22 protein-coding genes and 1 tRNA gene are annotated in these 21,538 nt (G+C 63.3%); 7 read left to right on the top strand and 16 right to left on the bottom strand.

Going from position 1 to position 21,538, the window contains the following annotated elements; all coding sequences use genetic code 11:
• Positions 1-13: 13 nt before the first annotated feature.
• From NED97_RS04170 to NED97_RS04195, 6 genes are all read right to left on the bottom strand, one after another.
• Positions 14-1,216 (bottom strand): DUF7344 domain-containing protein, encoded by a 1,203-nt coding sequence (locus tag NED97_RS04170; RefSeq protein ID WP_455429868.1) that lies wholly within the window; start codon positions 1,214-1,216, stop codon positions 14-16.
• Between the two features lie 669 nt (positions 1,217-1,885).
• Positions 1,886-2,653, bottom strand: a complete 768-nt coding sequence (locus NED97_RS04175) for a proteasome assembly chaperone family protein (protein WP_252489469.1) — start codon at positions 2,651-2,653, stop codon at positions 1,886-1,888.
• A 6-nt stretch (positions 2,654-2,659) separates the two neighbouring features.
• The gene (locus tag NED97_RS04180) at positions 2,660-2,839 is read right to left on the bottom strand and encodes an RNA-protein complex protein Nop10 (protein WP_252489470.1); all 180 of its coding nucleotides are present in this window, start codon (positions 2,837-2,839) and stop codon (positions 2,660-2,662) included.
• Positions 2,839-3,639: a translation initiation factor IF-2 subunit alpha gene (locus NED97_RS04185; RefSeq protein WP_252489471.1), complete on the bottom strand. Its 801-nt coding sequence runs from the start codon at positions 3,637-3,639 to the stop codon at positions 2,839-2,841. The genes NED97_RS04180 and NED97_RS04185 overlap by 1 nt, the downstream gene beginning before the upstream one ends.
• Positions 3,636-3,809 (bottom strand): 30S ribosomal protein S27e, encoded by a 174-nt coding sequence (locus tag NED97_RS04190; protein WP_005553725.1) that lies wholly within the window; start codon positions 3,807-3,809, stop codon positions 3,636-3,638. The genes NED97_RS04185 and NED97_RS04190 overlap by 4 nt, the downstream gene beginning before the upstream one ends.
• 5 nt (positions 3,810-3,814) lie before the next feature.
• A complete protein-coding gene (locus NED97_RS04195; protein WP_148856170.1) occupies positions 3,815-4,096 on the bottom strand; it encodes a 50S ribosomal protein L44e in 282 nt (93 codons plus the stop codon).
• Between the two features lie 117 nt (positions 4,097-4,213).
• On the opposite strand from NED97_RS04195, the gene NED97_RS04200 reads away from it, so the two are divergent.
• The 4 genes from NED97_RS04200 to NED97_RS04215 all read left to right on the top strand — a co-directional run bounded on the left by NED97_RS04200 (position 4,214) and on the right by NED97_RS04215 (position 6,826).
• Positions 4,214-4,480 (top strand): HAH_0734 family protein, encoded by a 267-nt coding sequence (locus NED97_RS04200; RefSeq protein WP_252489472.1) that lies wholly within the window; start codon positions 4,214-4,216, stop codon positions 4,478-4,480.
• A gap of 173 nt (positions 4,481-4,653) precedes the next feature.
• Positions 4,654-5,100, top strand: coding sequence for a GtrA family protein (locus NED97_RS04205; RefSeq protein WP_252489473.1), 447 nt, complete (start codon positions 4,654-4,656; stop codon positions 5,098-5,100).
• Between the two features lie 66 nt (positions 5,101-5,166).
• A tRNA-Met gene (locus tag NED97_RS04210) sits at positions 5,167-5,241 on the top strand.
• A 694-nt stretch (positions 5,242-5,935) separates the two neighbouring features.
• Entirely contained in the window at positions 5,936-6,826 is an 891-nt protein-coding gene (locus tag NED97_RS04215) for a hypothetical protein (RefSeq protein ID WP_252489474.1), read from the top strand.
• A 34-nt stretch (positions 6,827-6,860) separates the two neighbouring features.
• On the opposite strand, the gene NED97_RS04220 is transcribed toward NED97_RS04215, so the two are convergent.
• Positions 6,861-7,844: an ABC transporter permease gene (locus NED97_RS04220; RefSeq protein WP_252489475.1), complete on the bottom strand. Its 984-nt coding sequence runs from the start codon at positions 7,842-7,844 to the stop codon at positions 6,861-6,863.
• 214 nt (positions 7,845-8,058) lie between these two features.
• Here NED97_RS04220 and NED97_RS04225 point away from each other — a divergent pair, with 214 nt between their 5' ends.
• From NED97_RS04225 to NED97_RS04235, 3 genes are read left to right on the top strand one after another with little or no spacing between them, the layout of a single operon-like run.
• Positions 8,059-9,252: an ABC transporter permease gene (locus NED97_RS04225; RefSeq protein WP_252489476.1), complete on the top strand. Its 1,194-nt coding sequence runs from the start codon at positions 8,059-8,061 to the stop codon at positions 9,250-9,252.
• A 29-nt stretch (positions 9,253-9,281) separates the two neighbouring features.
• Positions 9,282-10,328 (top strand): ABC transporter ATP-binding protein, encoded by a 1,047-nt coding sequence (locus NED97_RS04230; protein ID WP_252489477.1) that lies wholly within the window; start codon positions 9,282-9,284, stop codon positions 10,326-10,328.
• Positions 10,321-11,634 (top strand): ABC transporter ATP-binding protein, encoded by a 1,314-nt coding sequence (locus NED97_RS04235; protein WP_252489478.1) that lies wholly within the window; start codon positions 10,321-10,323, stop codon positions 11,632-11,634. Before NED97_RS04230 ends, NED97_RS04235 begins: the two co-directional genes overlap by 8 nt.
• 25 nt (positions 11,635-11,659) lie before the next feature.
• On the opposite strand, the gene NED97_RS04240 is transcribed toward NED97_RS04235, so the two are convergent.
• The 9 genes from NED97_RS04240 to coaBC form a co-directional block, all read right to left on the bottom strand.
• Entirely contained in the window at positions 11,660-12,208 is a 549-nt protein-coding gene (locus tag NED97_RS04240) for a hypothetical protein (RefSeq protein ID WP_252489479.1), read from the bottom strand.
• 68 nt (positions 12,209-12,276) lie between these two features.
• Positions 12,277-13,674, bottom strand: a complete 1,398-nt coding sequence (locus NED97_RS04245; RefSeq protein WP_252489480.1) for an ABC transporter ATP-binding protein — start codon at positions 13,672-13,674, stop codon at positions 12,277-12,279.
• A complete protein-coding gene (locus NED97_RS04250; RefSeq protein WP_252489481.1) occupies positions 13,667-14,764 on the bottom strand; it encodes an ABC transporter ATP-binding protein in 1,098 nt (365 codons plus the stop codon). Before NED97_RS04250 ends, NED97_RS04245 begins: the two co-directional genes overlap by 8 nt.
• Before the next feature lie 2 nt (positions 14,765-14,766).
• The gene (locus NED97_RS04255; protein WP_252489482.1) at positions 14,767-15,816 is read right to left on the bottom strand and encodes an ABC transporter permease; all 1,050 of its coding nucleotides are present in this window, start codon (positions 15,814-15,816) and stop codon (positions 14,767-14,769) included.
• Positions 15,809-16,765 carry an ABC transporter permease gene (locus tag NED97_RS04260; RefSeq protein ID WP_252489483.1) on the bottom strand — a complete coding sequence of 319 codons (957 nt, stop codon included), beginning with the start codon at positions 16,763-16,765 and terminating at the stop codon, positions 15,809-15,811. Before NED97_RS04260 ends, NED97_RS04255 begins: the two co-directional genes overlap by 8 nt.
• A 53-nt stretch (positions 16,766-16,818) precedes the next feature.
• Complete coding sequence (locus NED97_RS04265) at positions 16,819-18,774, bottom strand: ABC transporter substrate-binding protein (RefSeq protein WP_252489484.1); 1,956 nt, start codon at positions 18,772-18,774, stop codon at positions 16,819-16,821.
• A 202-nt stretch (positions 18,775-18,976) separates the two neighbouring features.
• Complete coding sequence (gene hpt, locus NED97_RS04270) at positions 18,977-19,543, bottom strand: hypoxanthine/guanine phosphoribosyltransferase (RefSeq protein ID WP_252489485.1); 567 nt, start codon at positions 19,541-19,543, stop codon at positions 18,977-18,979.
• A 57-nt stretch (positions 19,544-19,600) separates the two neighbouring features.
• Entirely contained in the window at positions 19,601-20,194 is a 594-nt protein-coding gene (locus NED97_RS04275; protein ID WP_252489486.1) for a DUF7344 domain-containing protein, read from the bottom strand.
• A 112-nt stretch (positions 20,195-20,306) separates the two neighbouring features.
• Positions 20,307-21,512: a bifunctional phosphopantothenoylcysteine decarboxylase/phosphopantothenate--cysteine ligase CoaBC gene (coaBC, locus tag NED97_RS04280; protein WP_252489487.1), complete on the bottom strand. Its 1,206-nt coding sequence runs from the start codon at positions 21,510-21,512 to the stop codon at positions 20,307-20,309.
• Positions 21,513-21,538: the final 26 nt, after the last annotated feature.

The raw sequence follows: 21,538 nt of genomic DNA on the forward strand, positions 1-21,538 counted from the left end.
TAGTATGCGTGCGTCAAAACGGCAGATTTGACTCGATCCTCTCGCTTTGTTCGTCGAACTGATCGAGCTTGGAGCCCAACATCTGGCGCATCAGGACGACGAGAACATTATCTGCCCCTTCGCCGGTGATGGCCCGTTCTTCGTGGATGCCTTCACCGTTCTTCTTTCCGAGCGTCCCGATTAGGACAGCTTCGCGATCAGCGAATACCAGTCGGCCAACGTTCTCTCCGTCGACTGGAAGATCAAGCCAGTTGGCTTGCGGTTCCCAAAGGGTGACCGCTGGAGTGTGTTCCTGGACGAACTCGCGAACGGTCGAATCACACGTTCCAAGGTAGACATCCACGCCTCGATCGACGGCCTGCTGAACGCGGGAGAGACACCCCGCCTCGAGGAGCCCCGTCGTGGTGAACATCATGAACAGTTCCTCGTCAGCGTCCTCACAGAGCGACTGGCCATATGAAACGATGTTCTCACGCCCTTCAATCGTCCAGATGTCCTCGTCTTTCGAACTGTTCGTGAGGCTCGTTCGGAAGTCAGGACTGAACTGAGAGTGCAGCCACGGAACGCGCAGGAGGGGATGGCCGTCGTAGGCAACTGTCCGCTCATCGGCATCGTATTCGATTAGCCCTGCTTTGGACAGGGGTGGAAGATGAACGTGACGGAAGAGGACGAGTAGCTCTTCCACCGCCTCTGGCGGCACGTCCTGCTCGGTCGTCCCTCGTTCTTTGGCGACGACTTCACGTGCTAGCGTCTCCGTTTGGATCGACTGATATTGGCGACTGAGCACGTCGAGGATGGTTCGTCGGTGGGCATCAGCGAGCGCTGCAAAGAGCGAATCATATGACTGAATATCTGCGGACTCCTCACCGGCTATCGCTTCACGGATACCGACGTCCTGAAATGCGGAGTGATCGGTGACAGTAACGGTATCTCTGTCGGTATCCTGTTCGATTAGCATCGCCTCGTCTAGTTTCGGCAAATGCACGTGCTGGAGAGTCATCAGCGCCTCCTGGCGCTCCTCGCTTGTCACTTGGTCTCGCGGTTTCTTATGGATCCAAGTAGCGAGAGCCGTAGCGAGTTCCCTCCGGGGTATTGGGGTGGATGCCCGGTCATCCACGGTCCGTAGGAGACGGCGTCGGTAACTGTTTGATAAGCAGGAAAAGAGGGTGCTGAGTGGATCTCCGTCGTCTCTGCCGGTGATATTTGTTGTAGCCATTTTTAGAACACGTTACTTGCCTCGAGGAAAGGGCGGCTAGCGTTTTAATGTGTCTGTCGTCTTTTCATAAATTTAGGAGTGGTAACGTGATGAATCGGGGGTACAAGGCGGATATGAGCCTCCAAAACTGAGATCGATTCCTGTCGTTCATCTGTGGTATTCAATCTTGGCCGATCACGATGCTACTGACCTCCCCCTAAATCGTTTTCCTGTTCGTACGTACATCGCCCGCACGAGAACCAGGATCTTCACTGGTAGTTCTAAACAAGGAAAGAACACTACTCCATTCTGACAATTGCGGCGAGACGGATGTCTTGCTCGCACGAAACGCAGGGAATTCCCGCGTCCTCCCAGCCGATTTCTGCTCACGGGTGCTGCGCACCCTCCGCTCACGGACGCACGGCGCCCATTCGCACGGTATGCGAGACCTTCGGTCTCGCACTATTCGCACGGTTCGCGGAACCTCTGGTTCCGCGCTACCGCTCACCCCGTTCGCTCGTCCACCGTCAGAGTGCTCCGACGAGCCCTCGCTCACGTGTTCGCGAAGACCTCGCACGGCTTTGCGCCGCGGGTCACGCGTCGTTCCCCCGGTTCGGCGTGCCACCGCAACCAGCGAGCGTTCGAAGCGTCGAAACGAGACCCGGCGAGCGAGAACGATAACAGAAACCGCTATCCGATGTAGCGCAGGTCGTCGTCCGTCGGAACGTCCATCTGCTGTTGCTGTTCCATCTCCTGGATCTTGCCGATGACTTCCTCCATCTCGTCGGCCCGCTCGTCGAGCGTCTCGTAGTCGACCTCGAAGCCGAGCAGCGCCTCGAGCACCTCGAGCACCGCACGGGCGCTCTTGGGATCGACGAGGTAGCCGCTGGTCTCGCCCATCAGGCAGGCGGCCTCGAACCCGCGCCGTTCGCCCAGTCCGAGCAGGAGTCCGGAGACGCCGACGATGCCGCCGGCGGGTTCGTCCTCGCGGAACTCGACGCCCGCGTCCTCCAGCGGTTCGAGCATCGATTCGTGACTGACGGCTCCCACGACGGCGTACTCGTCAATCAGTTCGCCGGTCGGAACGCCGCCGAGCGCGTACAGCTCCGTCGCGCCGAACTCCTCGGCGATGTCGAGAAAGGCCGTCGTCAGCACGTAGTGACCGTCGTTGGTCTGGGCCTGGTGATCGCCGGTCAGCACGAGGAGGTCCCGGCCGTCAGGTACCGAGACGGCGTGGATCTCCGCGCAGGTCAGTTCGGCGACGCCGTCCTCGACGCTCACCTTCGGCGGGAACTCGCGGGAGTAGATGCGCCGAACGAGCGTACTCTCGCCCTCGAGCTCCTCGAGCAGGTGCTCGGCGGCGAGGCTGCCGACGTGTCCGACACCTGGTAACCCCTCGACGAGTACGGGGTCGTCCAGTTTGACCTCGGCGACCGCGTCGATCTCGAGTTCGTCCATACCGTATCAGCGATTGCGACGTTTAAGAGCGCGTCGGTACTCGCCGTAGGAGTCCTCGGGATCGAACGGAGCCGGGGCGCTGTTGACGGCGTCGGCTCCGCACTCGGGACAGTCGGTAGAAAGCGTGTACACCGGGCGATCGTGGGCGTCGCGCCACGCCGAACAGACCCGGATGTTGGATTTCATTACTCGTCGTCGGTGCGACGCTCGCGGTGGAACTCGCCCGTGCCGCCGTGCTCTTCGATAGCGACGACCGCGCGCTGGGCGCTCTCCTCGAGTTGCGCTTCGGCGGTCTTGTAGTTCGGCGCCTTCACGGTGATCCGGTACTCCGGCGCGCCGACGTAGTTGACCTCGAGGTCGACTTCGTCGGGGATCTCGCCGTTGCCCTCCGCGGCCGAAAGCGCCTCGCGGATCCCGTCGACGCCGCTCGGCGACGCGTTCTCGAGGTCGACGTAGCCGGTGACGTTGACGTACGGCACCGAGACGTTCTCGCGGGCGGTCTCGACGATGGCGTCGATCTCGTCCTCGGAGAGATCGGTCCCCTCGAGCGCCTCGTCGCCGTGGATGGCGGCCTGCTTGAACCCGTTGTAGAGGCTGTCGTGGGTGCCGATCAGCTCGTTGGCGATTGCGGTGTAGGTTTCGTCGTCGGCGTCCTCACCGAGTGCCAGACCCATCCAGTTGTCGGCCTTTTGCTCGTTTTTCCACTGCTGGATCTTCTCGGATCGCTGGTGGTCGTTGACGTCCTTCAGCGAGAGGTCGATCTGCTGGGAGCCTTCGTCGACGTCGAGTACCTTGCAGACGACGATCTGGCCCTCGCGAACGTGATCGCGGACGTTCTTGATCCAGCCGCTTGCGACCTCGGAGATGTGGATCAGCCCGCGCTGGTCCTGGTACTCCTCGAGGTCGACGAAGACGCCGAAGTCCTCGATCTCGTCGATCTTGCCGACGACGAGTTCGCCGGGGTCGGGCCAGCCGCTGTACTTCATCGTGACTCGACTGTTTCGAGGATCTCGTGGTCTATCTCGGCTTTGCCGCCGGTCGGTCGGGCGAGCGTCGTGCCACAGACGGCACAGGCGACCTCCGTGGAGGCCTTGCCGAAGACGGTCTGTTCGTTCTCGCAGTCACCGCAGCGGACGTTGTAAAAGTTTCCTGCCATCGTAATCACTCCTGGAACTCGAGTCGGCCCGTCCGCCATCCCTCGCGAAGGTGGGCTTTCCCGCAGTCGTTACAGCGGTACTTGAGGTCGGTCTTCTTGGTCGGCTTGTCGCCACCAGGAACCTTCGAGAAGCGGCCGGCGTTACCGATGACCGCCGTGTTGCGACGCGTTCGGCGAGCGTCCCACTTCATTCCCGAGGAGCGGCCCGAGCGGACCTTCTCGACTTCGTGTTCGTGGTGTTCGTTGCAGTGCGGACAGTACGTATTGAATCGGCGTGGCATCTGCATGGTTATCTCACTTGACGTGGGCTAAGATAGCGCTGTTTAAAACCCGTTTGGTTCGTCGTCGCCGTTCGCCCCTCCGCCTTCGAAGCGTTTAATCCCCTCTCGCGTAAACGCACCCGCATGAAGCGCCTGATCATTCACGGGGACCCCGGCATTCGGAAGGGGGCCATCATCGAGTACGAGGGGGAGGAGGTGGTCTGTTTCGCCATCAGCCGGAACGGCGAGTGGCACGGCCCCGAGAAGGTCCAGCTGTGGTGCACTGTCGGCACCGAAGACGAGTTCGAGGACTTCGAGAAGCGAAACTTCACCCCACACTTCCTCGACGTCGACCGCGCCGACGCCGAAGCCGTCGACGTCGTTCGACCGAAGGCCGATCTCGCGCTGTGAGCCGGGGGTGACGAGCAGCACCGATCCACCGACCGTATCCGTCGCCCGTCCCGGCGAGGGGTCTCCCCGATCACGGACGAGGAGACTCCGGGGATCGACCCGTCCAGGCGCGGTTCACCTCTCACTACCGACCGACGGCGACCGACTCGAGTGCCGTATCTGAACCAGCGACGATGTCACGTTCACCCGTCGACGCCATTCGAATACGATTTCGGGCGTTGCTCTCGACGACGCGATTCACACAGTTCGCCGGCGTCGGCCTCGTGGGGGCGACCGTGGACAACGCCGTCCTCTTCGCACTGGTCGAACTGACGGTTCTGGGACCGGTCGTCGCGAAGACGATCGCCTGGGAGCTCGCCATCGCAGTCATCTTCGCGATCAACGAGCGGTGGACGTTCGCCAGTCACGGAACGATGTCGGCTCGAGCGCTCGGAAAGCGGTTCCTGCGGTCGAATCTGGTCCGGCTCGGGGGCCTGCTTGTGGCGCTTTCGGTTCTCTGGGTACTGTACCATCAGTTCGGGGTCTGGTACGTGACGGCGAACGTGATCGGAATGGCGATCGGCTTCTTCGTCAACTACACCTGTGAGAGTCTCTACACGTGGAAGGTGCATCGAGAGTAGCGGTAGAAACCCACATACGGCGGTCGAATCACAACCCTTAACTAGCGCACCGGGTTATGATGTGATAGCGGGATGGGATAGCCAGGAGATTCCGGCGGGCTCATAACCCGCAGATCGGTAGTTCAAATCTACCTCCCGCTATGTTTTGGCGCGAACAAGTTCGTGAGCGCCATTCATAGCACGGAGTAGTTTGAATCGGACGAGACGCCGCAGCGTAGCGAGGACGTCTCGGCGTGGTTCAAATCTACTCTCGATACTTCTCGACGCGAACAACAACGAAGAACGGAACCGTTCGAAACGGCTTCGCCGTTTCGTGATGACGAGCGAAGCTCTCTCGAACCACGATGAGTGTCGCGAGCGTCGAAAGTACGACGAGTAGATTTGAAGGAGACGACGATGGAACGAAGCGGCCGAAATCGGCATCGCTCAAATTTACTGCCCGCGATACGCTTGCTGCAACCGCCGGCGAAGAGCAACCGTACGCGGAACCCCGGCCAGCAGAGCCGCCTCAGCCGTCAGTAAACTGGAAATTGCTTTTGTTACAGTTTGGACACACGTCCTGCCGTTTTGGGATCGGGTCTCTCCCATTGGCAGCTAAAAGAACGAAGTCACAATCGATACATTCGATATAGTCTCCCACTGGTCACCTCTATCGATTCTATAGAGATATACCTCATACCTCGTTACTTAGGTCGCGAGTTGTGCCACGGTGTGAGGAGTCAACTCGAACGTTCGAGACTGAACCGCGACCAGTCCGGTGGCTGTGACGAGCGCCGGGAGCCGACGACGCACTCGAGCCCGCCCGTTTTTGGTCACCCGGTCACAACCGGTTGGCATGACAGATTCGGTCCGAGACGTGCTTTCCGAGCTCCAAAATTCGGAGTACACCGGCGAGAACCGGTGTGTACCGTGTACGATCGTCAACGTTCTGATCGCCGCCGCCGCGAGTGCCCTCGTCGGGATCGTCTCGCGGAGGGGCGGCGTCCTCACCTTCGCGGGGTCGCTCGCCGCGATCGCCCTTCGCGGGTATCTCGTTCCCGGAACGCCGACGCTGACGAAGCGGTACTTTCCGGATCGGGTGCTCGCACAGTTCGACAAGCATCCGCTCGAGGAACGCCAGCGAGCGGAGCGAGAGCAGTCGGCGGAGGGAGAACCGGCGGTCGTCGACGAGTTCGAGCGCCAACAGGAGAGCGCGGTCGATCCCGAACAGTTCCTCCTCGAGGTCGACGCCGTCGAGCCGTGTGAAACCCAGGACGATCTCTGTTTCACCGACGAACTCGCGGACATGATCGACGACCGAGTGGCGGGCCTTCCCGAGGAACCGCTCGATCGAGCGCTCGTCGCCGATCTGTACGGTATCGAACCCGAGTCGGTGACCCTCGAGGACCGATCCTATCCCGCCGTCAAGATCGGTCGTCGGATTCACAAGTGGCCGTCAGAGGCCGCGCTCGCCGCCGACCTTGCGACCCACCAGGCGCTATCAGAACTGACCGACCGCTGGACGGAGGTTCCGCAGGGCCAGCGCATCGAACTGCTCGAGGTGCTGCGATCGTTCCACGGCTCCTGTCCGGCCTGCGGCGGGCGGATCACGATGAGTGAAGACACCATCGAGTCGTGTTGCCGATCGTACGAGGTGCTCGCGCTCAACTGCGAGGGGTGTTCGGCGCCGCTGCTCGAGATCGATCCGACCGAGATCGGCGGGACGGACGGCGGAGTCGAGCCCTGAGAGCGTCGACGGTCGTCACCGTCGACCGCTCGAGTCAGCGGGTTCCGGTGTCGACTCGCGGATCGAGGCCGCTGTAGGCGACGTCCTGGACGATGTTCCCGACGATGCCGACCCCGATGATGACGAGCGTACAGCCCAGCACGACCGGGAGATCCCGCAGGTGGATCGCTTCGAAGAGCAACAGTCCGAAGCCGTCGATCTGGAACAACGACTCGATCACGAAGACGGCGAGGACGAGCAGGGCGAGGACCTCCGTAAACAACATCGAGAACAGCGGGATCGCCGCGTTTCGGACGATGTGTCTCGCGACGCGAATCGGTCCCGCTCCTTTTGCCCGAACGAGGGTCACGAACTCGGCGCTCGAGTACTCGAGGGAGTGTGCGCGCGCGTAGCTTACGTACGCACCGAGCAGCGTCGTCGCGGTCAACGCGATCGGTAGCAGGTGTTCGAACGCCAGACTCGAGTGAGGGATCCGACCGCCAGCGGCCAGCGAGAGCGCCATCCCGCCGATCCAGAAGTTCGGCACCGCAAACAGCAGGTAGGCGGTCCCCGACCCCGATTTTGCGAGTCGACGCTGGGGACGCAACGCGGCGTACAGTCCGATCAGCGTTCCCAGCAGGACGGCGATCGCAATCGCCGGGAGAACGTAGATCGCCGTTCGAGCGGCGGCCTCCATCACCATGGGGAACACGGGGTCGCCGGTCTCGAAGAGTGCCGCGTTCGACTGCGGATCGCTGCCGATGAAAAACGAGTCCCCCCAGTCGAGCGTGAGCATGCTTCCCATCCAGTCGACGTACTGTTCCCACAGCGGACGGTCGAGTCCGTGCGTCGCGAGGTACTCGTTGACGGCGTTTTCGACTTCCCCCTCGCTGGCTCCCTGAAACCGCATCGTTCCCTCGATTCCACCTTCGACCCAGTCGCGGCTCACGGTGAACGCGGCGAACACCGCCGTCAGCACCGCCCACGCGGCGACGGCGCCCAGCGCGACTCGCTTCGCGACGATCCGCAGCACGCTCACGGCGCCCACCTCCGCCGCGGAACCGGCAGGTCGAGCGACCGGAATCGCAGACGAAATTCGTGCGAGTCGACGGCTGAACGGGACCGCATTGCCCGCTGATACCGAGTGTCAGACGAAAAGCGTATCGGATTTCTGACGCTCTTCGCCCGGCCGATTGTGACCGGTATATAACATAGTTTTATTATATATCGGTCGCACCTTTCGATTAGCTTTCATGAGTGACGCTGGCGATCCCCACCGCTTCGAGGACGTGGAGTGGGACGACCTCGACGGGTCGCGCCAGTTCCTCACGCCGACGCGGGCGGCGTTTCTCGTCGGGCTGGTAGTCGTCGGCTGTATCTACGTCCTCGAGATCGCCGGTATCGACGTCACCGGCCGCACGTTCGATCGACTCGACTGGGTGATGTTCCTGGGAACGGTCGTTCTCGGCTCGTTCGGACTGGTGCCCGCCGTTCGGAATCGGACGCTACTGGCTCGCTTGCTGCGTCGTCTCTTCGCTCGACCGGTTCACGCGGCCGGCGCGACGTTTCTGCTGGGCCTCTCGCTCGTCGCCGTTCTCGGCTCGGTCGTCCTCGGATCGCCGGATCTCGCCTTCCAGCACCGGTTTCACGCCCCGTACGGCTTTACGAGCGTGAACGGCTGGCACGCGGAGTGCCTCGGAGAGATTACGGAGGGAGAGGGGATCACCCGCTACTGTGACGGGACCGCGGCGTACCCGCTAGGAACGAACCAGCGCGGTCATCCGATGGGGCACCTCCTCGTCGAGGGGGCGCGCGTCACTCTCACTGTGCTCGTCTTTACCGCCGCGTTCGTCGTTCCGCTCGCGACGGTCGCCGGGGTCGTCGCCGGCTTCCGCGGCGGCCTCGTCGACGATCTGCTGATGAGCTACGTCGACGTCCAGCTGTGTATCCCGGCGATCGTGGTCTTCTTCATCGGCTACATGTACTGGAATGTCTCCCTGCTCCTGTTGCTGGTCACGTTCGGACTGCTCAGCTGGGGTGGTATCGCCCGCCTCGTCAGAAGCGAGACGCTACAGCGCCGGGAGGACGGCTACGTGCTCGTTGCACGCAGTCTCGGCGCCTCGCGTTCGTACATCGCGAAACGCCACATCGTCCCCAACATCACGAACACGCTCGTGCCCGCGATATTCCACCTGCTCGCGCTGCTGGTGCTCGTCGAAGCCGGCGTCGCCTTCCTCGGCTTCCACCACATCGAGCTCTACTCCTGGGGATCGACGATGCAGGAGGGGCTCGATCCGCACTTCTCGGGAATCGGCCTCTCGATGCACCCACACGAGATCTGGTGGGTTTCGACGCTCCCCGCGATGGCCCTCACGCTCACGCTCGCGTCGCTCAAACTCGTCGGCGACGGCGTTCGCGACGCGCTCGATCCACGCGACAACCACTGAGACCGATGTCGACAGAACACCGCCCACCGATGCAACGAGAACAGGCTCGAGAGAACCCGCTGCTGTCGGTCGACGGCCTTCGCACGCACATCCGAACCGATCAGGGGACGATCCGGGCCGTCGACGGCGTCAGCTTCGAACTCGGTCGCGGCGAGACGGTCTGTCTCGTCGGGGAGTCCGGCAGCGGCAAGAGCGTCACCTGCAACTCCCTGACCGGTATCCTCCCCGAGCCGCCGGCGGACGTCGTCGGCGGAAGCGTCGAGTTCGACGGTCACTCGCTGCTCGAGGCCGGCGACGAACGACTCCGTCGGATTCGCGGCGACCGGATCGCACACGTCTTCCAGAACCCACAGAGCGCGCTCGACCCGGTCTATACGATCGGCGATCAACTCGCCGAAGCGATCACGATCCACGACGACGTTTCCGCGTCGGCCGCGCGCGAGCGCGCGATCGATCTCCTCCGACGGGTCGGCATTCCGCGAGCCGACAGCCGGATCGACGACTATCCCCACGAGTTCTCCGGCGGAATGTGCCAACGCGCCGCGATCGCGATCGCCCTGGCATCCGATCCCGAACTGCTGATCGCCGACGAGCCGACCACGGCCGTCGACGTCACCGTCCAGGCCCGCCTGATCGAACTCCTCAGGGAGCTGACCGACGGCGGAACGTCCGTGCTGTTGATCACCCACGACCTGCGGGTCGCCGCCGCCCTCGCCGATCGGTTGCTCGTGATGTACGGCGGAACGATCGTCGAACGCGGACCGCTCGAGGAGCTGTTCGACCGCCCGGCACACCCCTACACGCAGGCGCTCTTCGAGAGCTACACCGGCTGCTCGGCCCAGGGTGACCGAACTGCCCGGGGAGACGTTCCGGGAGACGGCTGCCGGTTCCGCGCGGAGTGTCCGCACGCGGTCGACGCCTGTACCGGCGGCGAACAGCCCCCGTCGTACGCCGTCGGCGACCGCGAGACGCACGGCGTCTCCTGCGTGCACTACGGCCCCGGACGGGACCCGACGCCGGTGCTGGCCGACGCCGCGGCGGCGCGGCCCGCTTCGACGGAGGGTGACGATGACTGAACGGACCGCCGGTCACGAGGAGGGCGAGGCGCCGCGCGAGGACGAGTCGGCGCTGCTCGAGGTCGAGGGCCTCGAGACGCACTTTCCGATTACGGAGGGGTGGCTCCGGCGGGAAACCGGCCGGGTTCGAGCCGTCGACGGCGTGAGCTTCGGGATCCGTCCCGGGGAGGCGTTCGGACTCGTCGGGGAGTCCGGCAGCGGCAAGACGACGACGGCCCACTCGATCCTTCGACTCGAAGAGGCGACGGGCGGCGAGATCCGCTTCGACGGCGAGCGAGTGACGGAACTCACCGGCGCCGATCTCCGGCGATTCAGACGACGAGCGCAGTTGGTCGTACAGGATCCGAACGACGCGTTCAACCCGCGGATGACGGTCGGCGAGGCCGTCGCCGAACCGCTCGCGCTCCACGGAATGGACGACGGCGACCGCCGTCGCGCGATCGTCGCGGACCTCCTCGACCGAGTGGGGCTCGAGGCCGCCGACGCCGATCGGTTCCCGCACGAGTTCTCCGGCGGACAGAAACAGCGCATCGCGATCGCTCGCGCGCTCGTCCTCAACCCGAATCTGATCGTCGCCGACGAACCGACGAGCGCGCTGGACGGTCGCGTCAAGTCGGATATCCTCGCGCTGCTCGACGAACTCCGCCGGGAGTTCGACATCGCGGTGCTGTGTATCAGTCACGACATCGACGTCGTCCGCCGATTCTGCGACCGGGTCGGCGTCATGTATCTCGGCAAACTCGTCGAGAAGGGGGAGACTGTGGAGGTGCTGGAGTCACCCGCACACCCCTACACCCGGGTCCTGCTCGGCTCGGTTCCGAGCCTCGATCCGAGCGACCGGGAGTTCGTGCGGCCGCTGACCGAGACCGTTCCGGATCCCGCCGATCCACCCTCGGGCTGCCGGTTTCACACCCGGTGCCCGGAACTGATCCCGCCGAGCGACGTGGCGCTCTCGAGAGAGTGCTGGCGGACGATCGCCCGGTTTCGGTTTGCCGTCCAGGAGGGGCAACTCCCCGAGACGGTCGCCGTCGAAACGGACGAGCCGTCCGTCGACTCGTCGACGGTCCGAACGACGTTCGACCTGCCGCCCGCCATCCCGGACGAGGCCGTCGAGCGCGCCGTCGACGACGCGGTTCGATCGCTCGCCAACGGCGACCTCGAGGCCGCCCAGGCGCGACTCGCCGAGGCGATTCCGACCGTCTGCGAACGAGCCGAGCCGGAACCAGGCGACGAGCGCGAGCGCACGGTTCGGTGTCACCGCTACGACTCGTCGGTCGAGGCCGCGCCGCTTCCGTGGACGCGGTGAGAATAGCAACGGAGGACCCGACGCGTTACTCCGAGTCGGGTTCGATGGTGACCGTCGTCTCGTCGTACAACCCCTTTTCGGCGGCGTTCTCGACGTTGAGTCCGGCGCCGATCGTGTGGGTTCCCGGCTCGGCCGACTCCCACTCGTCGTCGGCCACGCGGAAGCGCTGTTGCCACCGCTTTCTGAACTGTTTTCGCTCGCCGCGGTCGAACCCGAATCCGCGCCGTTCGTCCGGCGGATCGTGAAGCGGGACGTGCGACGCCTCGGTGACCCCGTCGACCTCCCAGCTCCACAGGATCGGCGATTCCGCCGTGATCGTGATCGGAAACGGCATCGCGTTTCTCATCGTGATCTGGAACGGGATGGGGACGTCTGCCGGGTACGTCGACCGCGGCGTCGAGACGTCGACCGAGATCGCTCGATGGCGGAGCCAGTTCGGAACGACGAGACGGCTCAGCCCGGTGCTGTCGACCGAGCGCATCGCCTGCGGCGTGACCGACTCCTCTCGCTCCCGAGGCGAGAACGGCTCGTCGTCGTCACGGCGGAGGGCCCCTGACTCGTAGATCCGACGCATTGGTGCGTACAGGTGTGTCGGAGACTAAAACGTTCGGATACGATTCCAGACGGCGAAAACGAGAGCGGTCAGTCGTCGGCGACGGCGTCGCCCGTTCCGCCGCCCGACGAGCGGAACTCGCCGTCGACGTACCGGTCGTCGTACAGGAGACACGCGATCTCGTGCGTCTCACCCGTCCGGACGTGGTCCGGATTGTGCTCCTCGCACGGGGACGTGAACGTCTCGTCGAGCACTCCTCGAGCGGTCTCGAAGTCTTCCGCGTGAAGCGCGTCGACGATCTGCGAGAGGGTTCGTTCGGCCGTGGAGTCGGACACCGTCTCGGGAATACCGAACTCGTCGCGAACCAGTTCGCCGAACCGGTCGCGAGACACCGCGTTCGGATCGACCCGTTCGTCCTGTGTCCCCTCGATTTCGTCGACCGCGGTGATCGACTCGAGTTCGTCGGAGCCCATCACCCGTAACTTGAGGTCGACGATCGACCGCCAGACGTCCTGGGGCAGGTCGATCTCGTCGGGCGGGATGATGCGGGGACAGCGCGTGTGGAACCGACAGCCCGAGGGCGGGTTCATCGGCGACGGAACCGTTCCGGGCAAAAGGATCTGTTCACCCTCCCAGAGGGGATCGGGTTCGGGAATCGCCGAGAGCAGCGCCTCCGCGTACGGGTGGTGGGGCGGCGAGAACACCTCTTCGGTCGTCCCGATCTCCGCGAACTCGCCGAGGTACATCACGGCGACGCGGTCCGAGATGTGTTCGACGACGCTCAGGTCGTGTGCGATGAAGATGTACGAGAGTCCGAACTCCTCCTGGAGGTCCTCGAGCAGGTTGAGGATCTGCGCCTGCACCGAGACGTCGAGCGCGCTGACCGGTTCGTCACAGACGATGATCTCGGGGTCGACCGCGAGCGCGCGAGCGATGCCGATGCGCTGGCGCTGTCCGCCGGAGAACTCGTGGGGGTAGCGGTGAGCGTGGCTGGGACTCAGTCCGACGGTCTCGAGGAGTTCGTAGATTCGTTCCGTTCGTTCCTCCCCCTCGGCGAGGCCGTGAATGTCGAGTGGCTCGCCGATGATGTCGCCGACGGTGAGCCGCGGATTCAGACTCGAGAACGGATCCTGGAAGATGTACTGCAGGTCCTTCCGGAGGTCACGGAGCTCCGAACTCGAGAGGTCGGTCACCTCGATCTCCTCCTGGTGAGACGAGTCGCCGGAGTCGACTCGGTTCTGGTAGTACACCGACCCCTCCGTCGGCTCGATCAGTCGGAGCAACGATCGGCCGAGCGTACTCTTTCCGCAACCCGACTCGCCGACGACGCCGAGGGTCTCTCCCTCGTACAGTTCGAGATCGATACCGTCGACTGCCTTGACCCACTGCGAGCGTCCGAGCAGATTGTCGATGACGCCCTCACTGGTGTCGTAGTACTTCTTCAGATTCTCGGCCCGCAGGAGGGGCTCTTCGTTCGGTCTAGTCATTTCGATCACGCTCCGGATTCGGTGCGGTTGCGCCGGCACCGGCTTCGGCTTTGGCCGACTCGGAACGAACCTCGACGGAGTAATCGAGGCCGTCCTGCAGGTCGCCGGTGTACTCGAGACACGCGGCCGCGCGCTCGGTCTTGGGACCGGTAGCTTTCGCGCCGGTTTCCGGGTCGAGCAGCGGCGGCTCCCGTTTCGTACAGACGTCCTCGGCGTACGGACACCGCGGGTGGAAGCTACAGCCCGGCGGCAGTTCGACGAGGTCCGGCATAGCGCCGGGGATGGTCTGCAGTCGCTCCCGTTTGTTGCCGACTCGTGGAATCGAACTCATCAACCCGACCGTGTAGGGGTGTTTCGGATCGTAGTAGAGCTCCTCGACGGGAGCCTTCTCGACCGGTTTCCCGGCGTACATGACCATCACTCGGTCACAGACCTCGGCGACGACGCCGAGGTCGTGCGTGATGAGCTGGATCGCCGTATCGAACTCGTCTGCGAGCGACTCGAGTTCGTCCAGAATCTGGGCCTCGATCGTCACGTCGAGCGCGGTCGTCGGCTCGTCACAGAGGAGTAGGTCGGGGTCACAGGAGAGCGCCATCGCGATGACCGCACGCTGTTGCATCCCGCCGGAGAACTCGTGCGGGTAGTCGGAGAACCGCGCTTCGGCCTCCGGAATCCCGACGGTGTCGAGCAGCTGAATCGTCCGCTCGCGGGCTTCCTCCTCGTCGTAGTCGAGGTGGTGTCTGACCGCCTCGGAGATCTGCTCGCCGACGGTGTAGACGGGGTTGAGCGCCGTCTGTGCGTCCTGGAAGATCATGGCGATCTCGTTGCCACGAACGTCCCGGATCTCCTCTTCGGTCATCTCGAGAAGATCCTCCCCTTTGAACAGGATCTCTCCGCTCTCGATCCGACCCGGACTCTCGATGAGTCGCATCAGTGAGAGCGCGGTTACGCTCTTGCCGGCACCGCTCTCGCCGACGACGCCGAACTTCTCGCCGCGCTCGATACGATACGAGAGGTCGTCGACGGCGGTGACGACTCCTTCTTGCGTGTAGAACTTTACCGTGAGATCGTTGACCTCGAGTAGTGCCATAGTTAGCCACCTCCTTGCTGTTCGATGCCGGTCTCCTGGGCGTCGAACGCGTCGTTGATGCCGTCACCGATCATGTTCATCGCCATCACGAACAGGAAGATCGCGCCGCCAGGGAAGATCGTCGCCCACCAGGGGATCGCCCCCTCGGGGCCCTGGATCAGCGTATCGCGGGTCTGATCCAGCATCGTCCCCCACTCGGCGCTGCCGGGCGGCATCCCGAGACCGAGGAATCCGAGCGCAGCGACGCCGATGACGACGGTACCGATGTTGAGCGTCGCAACGACGATCATCGGTGGCATCGCGTTCGGGACGATGTGTCTGAAGATGACGGATCGATCACGTGCGCCGAGCGCCTTCGCGGCCATGACGTACTCGTTCTCTTTGACGGTCAGAACCTCCCCGCGGATGAGACGTGCGTACGTAACCCAGCCAGGGAGGGTGAACGCGGCGACGAGTTGCCAGTAGCCACCGCCGAGAATCGCGACGATGATCAGCGCCAGGATGAGCGCCGGGAACGCGTAGACGGTGTCGACGATTCGCATCATGATTTCGTCGACCCAGCCGCCGTAGTAGCCGGAGATGGCACCGTAGACCAGTCCGAAGACGCCGGTGAGCGCGACGACGACGAAGCCGATCGAGATGCTGTATCGGCCGCCGTAGAGGACGCGCGAGAACAGGTCGCGCCCGGAGCCGTCGGTCCCCATCGGGTGTTCGAGTGTCGGCGAGTCGTAGACTCCCGCAGAGGACTCCGGCGTCATATACATGATCGTCGTCGGATCGTACGGCGCCAGCGAGAACGGCTGGACCGTCATCCCCACGACCGTGATCGGACGCGCGAAGAGTGCGCACAGAGAGAGGACGGCGACGACGAAGAGGCCGATCAGCGCGGACCGGTTGTGCTTGAATCGTTTCCAGGCTCGTCCCAGTCGGCTCTCGGTCTCTCTCCCGCTCTCCTCGGTCCATCCGGATAACGGTTCCCGTCGTCGTACTTTCTCTGCGTCGAATCCGGAAACCTGGATCCGTCCACGTTCCGTGTGCTCGTTGCTAGTCATATCTGATCCTCGGATCGAGTACCGCGTACAGGATGTCTGCCAGCAGATTCGCGATGATGATGAACACGCCGGTAAACAGCGTGATCGCCATGATGAGATTTATCTCTCGTTCGTCGATCGCCGTGATGAACTCCCGACCGAGCCCCGGCCAGTTGAACACCACCTCGACGACGACCGAACCGGCGACGATACTCGCGGTCAGCGTCGCGGCGAGCGTGACGACGGAGATGAGCGAGTTTCGGAGGACGTGCTTGAGGACGACCGTTCGCTCCGGGAGTCCCTTCGCTCGCGCGGCGGTCACGTACTCCTTGTTCATCTCCTCGGCCATCGACGTGCGCATCACGCGCATGATACTCGCCGCGGCGGCGGTCCCGATCGTGATACCGGGCAGTACCAGGTACCACAGCATCTGGGGATGGTACAGCGCGTGTCTCGAGGGCGGCAACACGGGCCACAGTCCGATCCAGAGTGCGCCGATCAGGATCAGCATCAGGCCGAGCCAGAAGTTCGGGATCGAGATGCCCGAGAGCGCGAGGAACCGGCTGGCGGTGTCGGCGAACTTGTCCTTGTTGATGGCCGCGTAAATCCCGGAGGGGATCGCGATCGCGAGTCCGAACGCCCAGCCGAAAAGACCGAGGGCGATCGTCTCGGGGAGACGCGTCATCACGACCTCCGAAACGTCGCGGCCGGAGCCGATCACTTGGCCGAAGTCACCGGTCAACACGTTCCCCATCCAGGTCAGGTACTGCTCCCAGATCGGTCCGTCGAGACCGTACCGGGCGCGTAGTTGGGCCTCTTCGGCCGCCGTTACGTTCGGGTTCATTGCAACCATCTGGGCGATCGGATCTCCCGGCGTAAGGTGTACCAGCGAGAACGTAATCACTGAGACACCGAACAGGATCGGGATAATCGATAACAGTCGCTTCAGTATGAAACGTCGTAAGCTCATGGTAAGATCATATATCTTGCACGAAAGACGGGAAAGGACGCGGTACTGCGACCTTACTCGAGATCGTGGTCTGCGATCACTTCTTCGAGCAACTCCGCCGCGGCTTCGGGATCGTACTCGTTGTACGGTCGAATCTCCTCTTCGAGCGCGTCGGCGTCGACGGTGCCGGCCTCTTCGGCGAGTTCCGGCAGGTCGGTCCAGGCCGGACGGGCCCAGTCGTTCAGCACGTACTCGACGATCTGTTCGCGGGGGATGAGGTGGTTGATAGCCTGACGGAATCGCTCGTCGTCCCAGGGCATCTCGTCGTCGGCGGAGTTAACCGGGTACTGGATGTACTCGTACCCGCCCGCTTCGACGGCTTCGACGACGTAGTCGCCGGAGTCGTCGAACTCGTCGAGGTCGGCCGTCGAGAGACCGTACGTAATGTCGATCTCGTCGTTCTGCAGCGCGGCGGATCGGCTCGAGTCGTCCGGAGCGATCTCCAGTTCGACCTCGTCGATGACGGGACCGTCCGGGAACTCTTCGGGACCGTCGAACCACTCCTTCTGCTCGAGACCGATCTCTTCGAGCCAGTAGTTGTCGTTCTTGGTGTACTCGACGTACTGCTCGTCCGAGAAATCGCTGAACTCGTAGGGACCGGTACCGATCGGTTCGACGCCGTCGTCTCCCCGTGGATCGAGCTCGCCGCCCTCGAGGTCTGCCTGCTCGAGCGAGTGGATGTACAGACCTGGAAGCTCCCGCTCGGCCTCGGCGTCGGGAATCTGCGCGTAGAGGTAAACCGTGTTGTCGCCGTCCGCTTCGGCGTGAAGCAGCGAGTCGAACGTCTGGGCCTCGAGGTCGGAGCCATAGTATCGTTCGACGGTCGCGATGACGTGCTCGGACGTGAACTCTTCGCCGTTGTGGAACTCGATGCCCTCGTGGAGGTCGTAGCGGAACCGCATCCCGAAGGTGCCGTCGTCGATGGCTTCCTGGGCGTCGCCGGGAAGGAGGACGCGAATTTCGTCGTCCTCGACCGGATCGTCCTCGGGGTGACGGATGATGACCTGCTCGTCGGTATCGAGGATTCCTTCCTCGTCCGCTCCGACCGTGGACATGTAGTCCTCGTAGTCGAGTCGCTCGACGTCGTTGACCTCCTCGAGTTCGTAGTCCTCGGCGAGCCACGGGTAGAGGTTCCCCTCCTTGTCACTTGCGACGAGCTGTTCGAAGACGAACTCCTGTGCGAGCGTCGAGGTCGTGTCGGTGCTGTACGGCGGGTCGAACGAGGCAACGTTCGCGGCGATACCACCACGGAGCGTTCCCCCTTCCTGGAGATCCGAAAGGCCGGTCTCCCGCGGATCCGCGTCCTCGTCCATCCAGAGGACCTGCTCGTCCTGGGGGGAGTGCAGACTGTGTTCGAAAATGCTCTCACTGAACGGGTACATGCTGAACCCGTGAACGTTGTTGTTCGTCACGCCTGCAACGAGATCGAAGTGGGTGATCGAACTGTAGCGGTTCTCGGCGAGATGCGTCCAGACCTCGTCGTAGCGCTCGCGACGGAGGTCCTCGTCTCCCGAGACCTCGACGCCGTAGCGGGCGTCGTCGAGCAGGTCGTCGAGTTCAGAGTCGTTGATTCCGACGAGGTTACAGCACTGTCCGTGGTTCGTGCTGTGGTGAAGCGCCTGACAGAAACTCTCCGGATTGAACGTTCCCGAAAGGCCGATACAGGGAACGTTCCCGCTCTCGGCGTACTCGAGGTCCATCACGCGCTCGATGTAGTTGTTCCACTCGTAGGTCTCGATCTCCGTGCTGAAGTACCCCGAATCCTCCAGCGACGTGGAGATTAGTTCGACCATCTGCACCCGGTCGTCGTTGTCGGCGTTCACTTCGAGCTGAACGTGGAACGTGGGATCGTCGTCCCCGTCCTCGCCACCGAGACATCCAGCAACTGCTGCGATACTCACTCCACCAACCCCTTGAAGTAGTCGCCGCCGATCGACGGTAAGGGAGGACTGCTTGTTATCCTGCACCATGAACCTTCGTGTGTAGGGAAAGTATATATATGTATTGCTTCATGACAGCGCAATACTTACCCCGTCTAATTCGATGTTACTGGTCCGGACCAGCGTCCAGAATCTCACCGAATCGAGTACGAGTGTTCGAAATACCTCGTTACTCGTTGAAGAAACAGAGAACCGATTTAGTAGTTTTGCTTGGAACGGTCGGCGAGCTAACCTAATCGCCCTCTTCGTCGACGATCACGACTTCACCGTCGACGACGTCGACGTTGATCAGCGTCTTGACGTCGTAACCGGCGTCGTCGACCTTGTTTTCGCCGCCGACCTTCTTGATGACCGCGACCGTGTCGATGACCTCCGCACCGATGCCGTCGAGCGCTTCGAGGACGGACGCGAGCGTCCCGCCCGTCGAGAGCACGTCGTCGAGGACGAGCACGCGCTCGCCCTCGCGCACGTCGTTGATGTACATCTCGTTCTCCGAGTAGCCCGTCTTCTGGGAGATCGCGACCTCGTCTTCGAGACCGTACTGGCGCTTCCGGATGACGGTCAGGGGAATGTCCGTCATCAGGGAGACGGCCGTCGAGATGTGAATCCCCATCGCCGCCGGAGTAACGATCCGGTCGACTTCCTCGAGGTCTGCCTTGCGAATGATGCGAATAACGATCTCGCGCAGCAGGGTCGGGTCGAGTTTCGGGACCCCGTCGCTGATCGGATGGACGAAGTAATGATACCCGTTTTTCTCGATGATGGGCGCGTCGAGAAGCGACTGCTTCAACTGGTCCATGTCGTGGGTGAGTCGGTACCGGAGTAAAAGTTGACGATACGGACCGGAGCTGGCTTGTCACTCGTCCACACGATAACTGAGCTCCGGGGGCTGGTCCCCGTGGCCCAGTCGCATGTGTCGCTCGTGGTAGATGTGGACGGCCGCCGTCACCGTGAATACGAGCGCGATGACCCCCGCCCAGGCGAGATCCGAGAGGACAGTAAACACCGGGACGTCGAGCCACAGTCCGGCGACGAGTGCACAGCTAATCGCTCCGAGCGAGAGGTACAGTTCGCGCCAGGCGAACTCCCGGCCGGGAACGATCTCGAGGTAGACGCTGATCTCCCGGGTTCGGTCGGTCGACTCGATCACTCCCTGGTCGGTGTCGAAGGAGAGAATTCCCGCTTCGTCCATCTTCGGGAGATGTGTCTGCTGGAGCGTCGTATACACTCGCTTGCGTTGTTCGGGCGTGACGCCCTCGAGCGTCGTTTCGTACTCCCAGGCTGCGATCTGCTGGGCGAGATCTCCGAGTTCGACCGGACGTTCGTCCTGTTTCAGAAAGTGCAAGACGTACCGCCGTCGCTGGTTGCGAAGAACTTCGAATATCTCTCCCTTCGAGAGCAGCTCGTCGTCACTATCGTCGGCATCGTCGTTGTGTTGTTGCTGGGCCACCCGAGATCACCTCGTCAGACGAGTCGAATCTGACCACAAATCCGCTCGAACAGCTACTAATTTGGGGCATGAACCCCACCTATATAATTCTCTTGACGGCCGTCGAACGCCGTTAGGTCCCCGGTTCGCCGTCGCCCAGCACCGCTGCGATCGAGTCGGCGACCTCGAAACTTAGCCCCGACTTGGTCCCTTCGTACCGCGCGGCGTCCGCGTCGTGGACCAGCAACGCACGCGTCCGATCCGACCCCATGACGCTCGCGTCGTTGGCGACGACGAACGCGAGGTCGGTCCGCTCGAGCCTCTCCCTCGCCCGCTCGATCATCGCCTCGTCGTCGCCCGACGTCTCGGTTTTGAACCCGACGATGGGCAGATCGGGGTGGTCCGCGCGAACCTCGTCGATCAGCTTCGGCGTCGGCTCGAGGTCCAGCGTGAGTTCCTGGCCGGACCGGATCTTCTCGGCGCTCGGATCGACGGTGTAGTCGCCGATCGCGGCGACCGACACCAGCGCGTCGGCCTCGGTGCAGGCCTCGGCGGTCTCTTCGAGCATCTCTTCGGCGCTCTCGACCTGGCGCAACTCGGCGTACGGGGCGTCCGTCGAGGTGCCCTGCTCGAGCGGTCGCGGGCCGACGACGCCGTGAACCAGCGTCACGTCGGCGCCGCGAACGGAACAGGCCCTGGCGACCGCCCGGCCCATCTTCCCCGACGAGCGGTTCGTCAGGACGCGGACTGGATCGATCTCCTCGCTCGTCGCGCCGCTGGTAACGACGACGTGGCGACCCTCGAGCGGTCGGTCGCCGGCCGACCGGGCGACGGCGGTGACGATCGCTTCCTCGCTCGCGATCTTCGCCTTCCCCTCTTCGATCCGCGGGTCGACGAAGTCGACGCCCCAGTCCTCGACGGTCTCGATGGCCTCGAGCACGCCGGGGTGGTCGTACATCGGTTCGTGCATCGCCGGCGCGATCACGACCGGGGTGTCGGCGCCGAGCGCGGTCGTCGCACACGTCGTGACGGGCGTGTCGTCGACCGCGCCGGCGATCTTGCCGACCGTGTTGGCGGTCGCCGGCGCGATCAGGAAGACGTCGACCCAGCCGTCGTAGCCGCAGAGGGCGACGTGCTCGACGCTTCCCGTGATCTCCGTGACGACGTCGTCGTCCGTGGCGAACTCGACGGCCCAGGGGTGGACGATCCCCTGCGCGCTGTCGGTCATCACGCCTCGGACCGCGGCACCGTGTCGCCGCAACTCGTGGGCTAGCTCGACCGTCTTCACGGCCGCGATCGATCCCGTCACCCCGAGCGCGACGTTGACTCCCTCGAGCATTCGTCTGGTACTCTCTTTCGGGGTGT

Origin of the sequence: Natronococcus sp. CG52, assembly GCF_023913515.1 — an archaeon.
In the GTDB taxonomy this organism is placed as follows: domain Archaea; phylum Halobacteriota; class Halobacteria; order Halobacteriales; family Natrialbaceae; genus Natronococcus; species Natronococcus zhouii.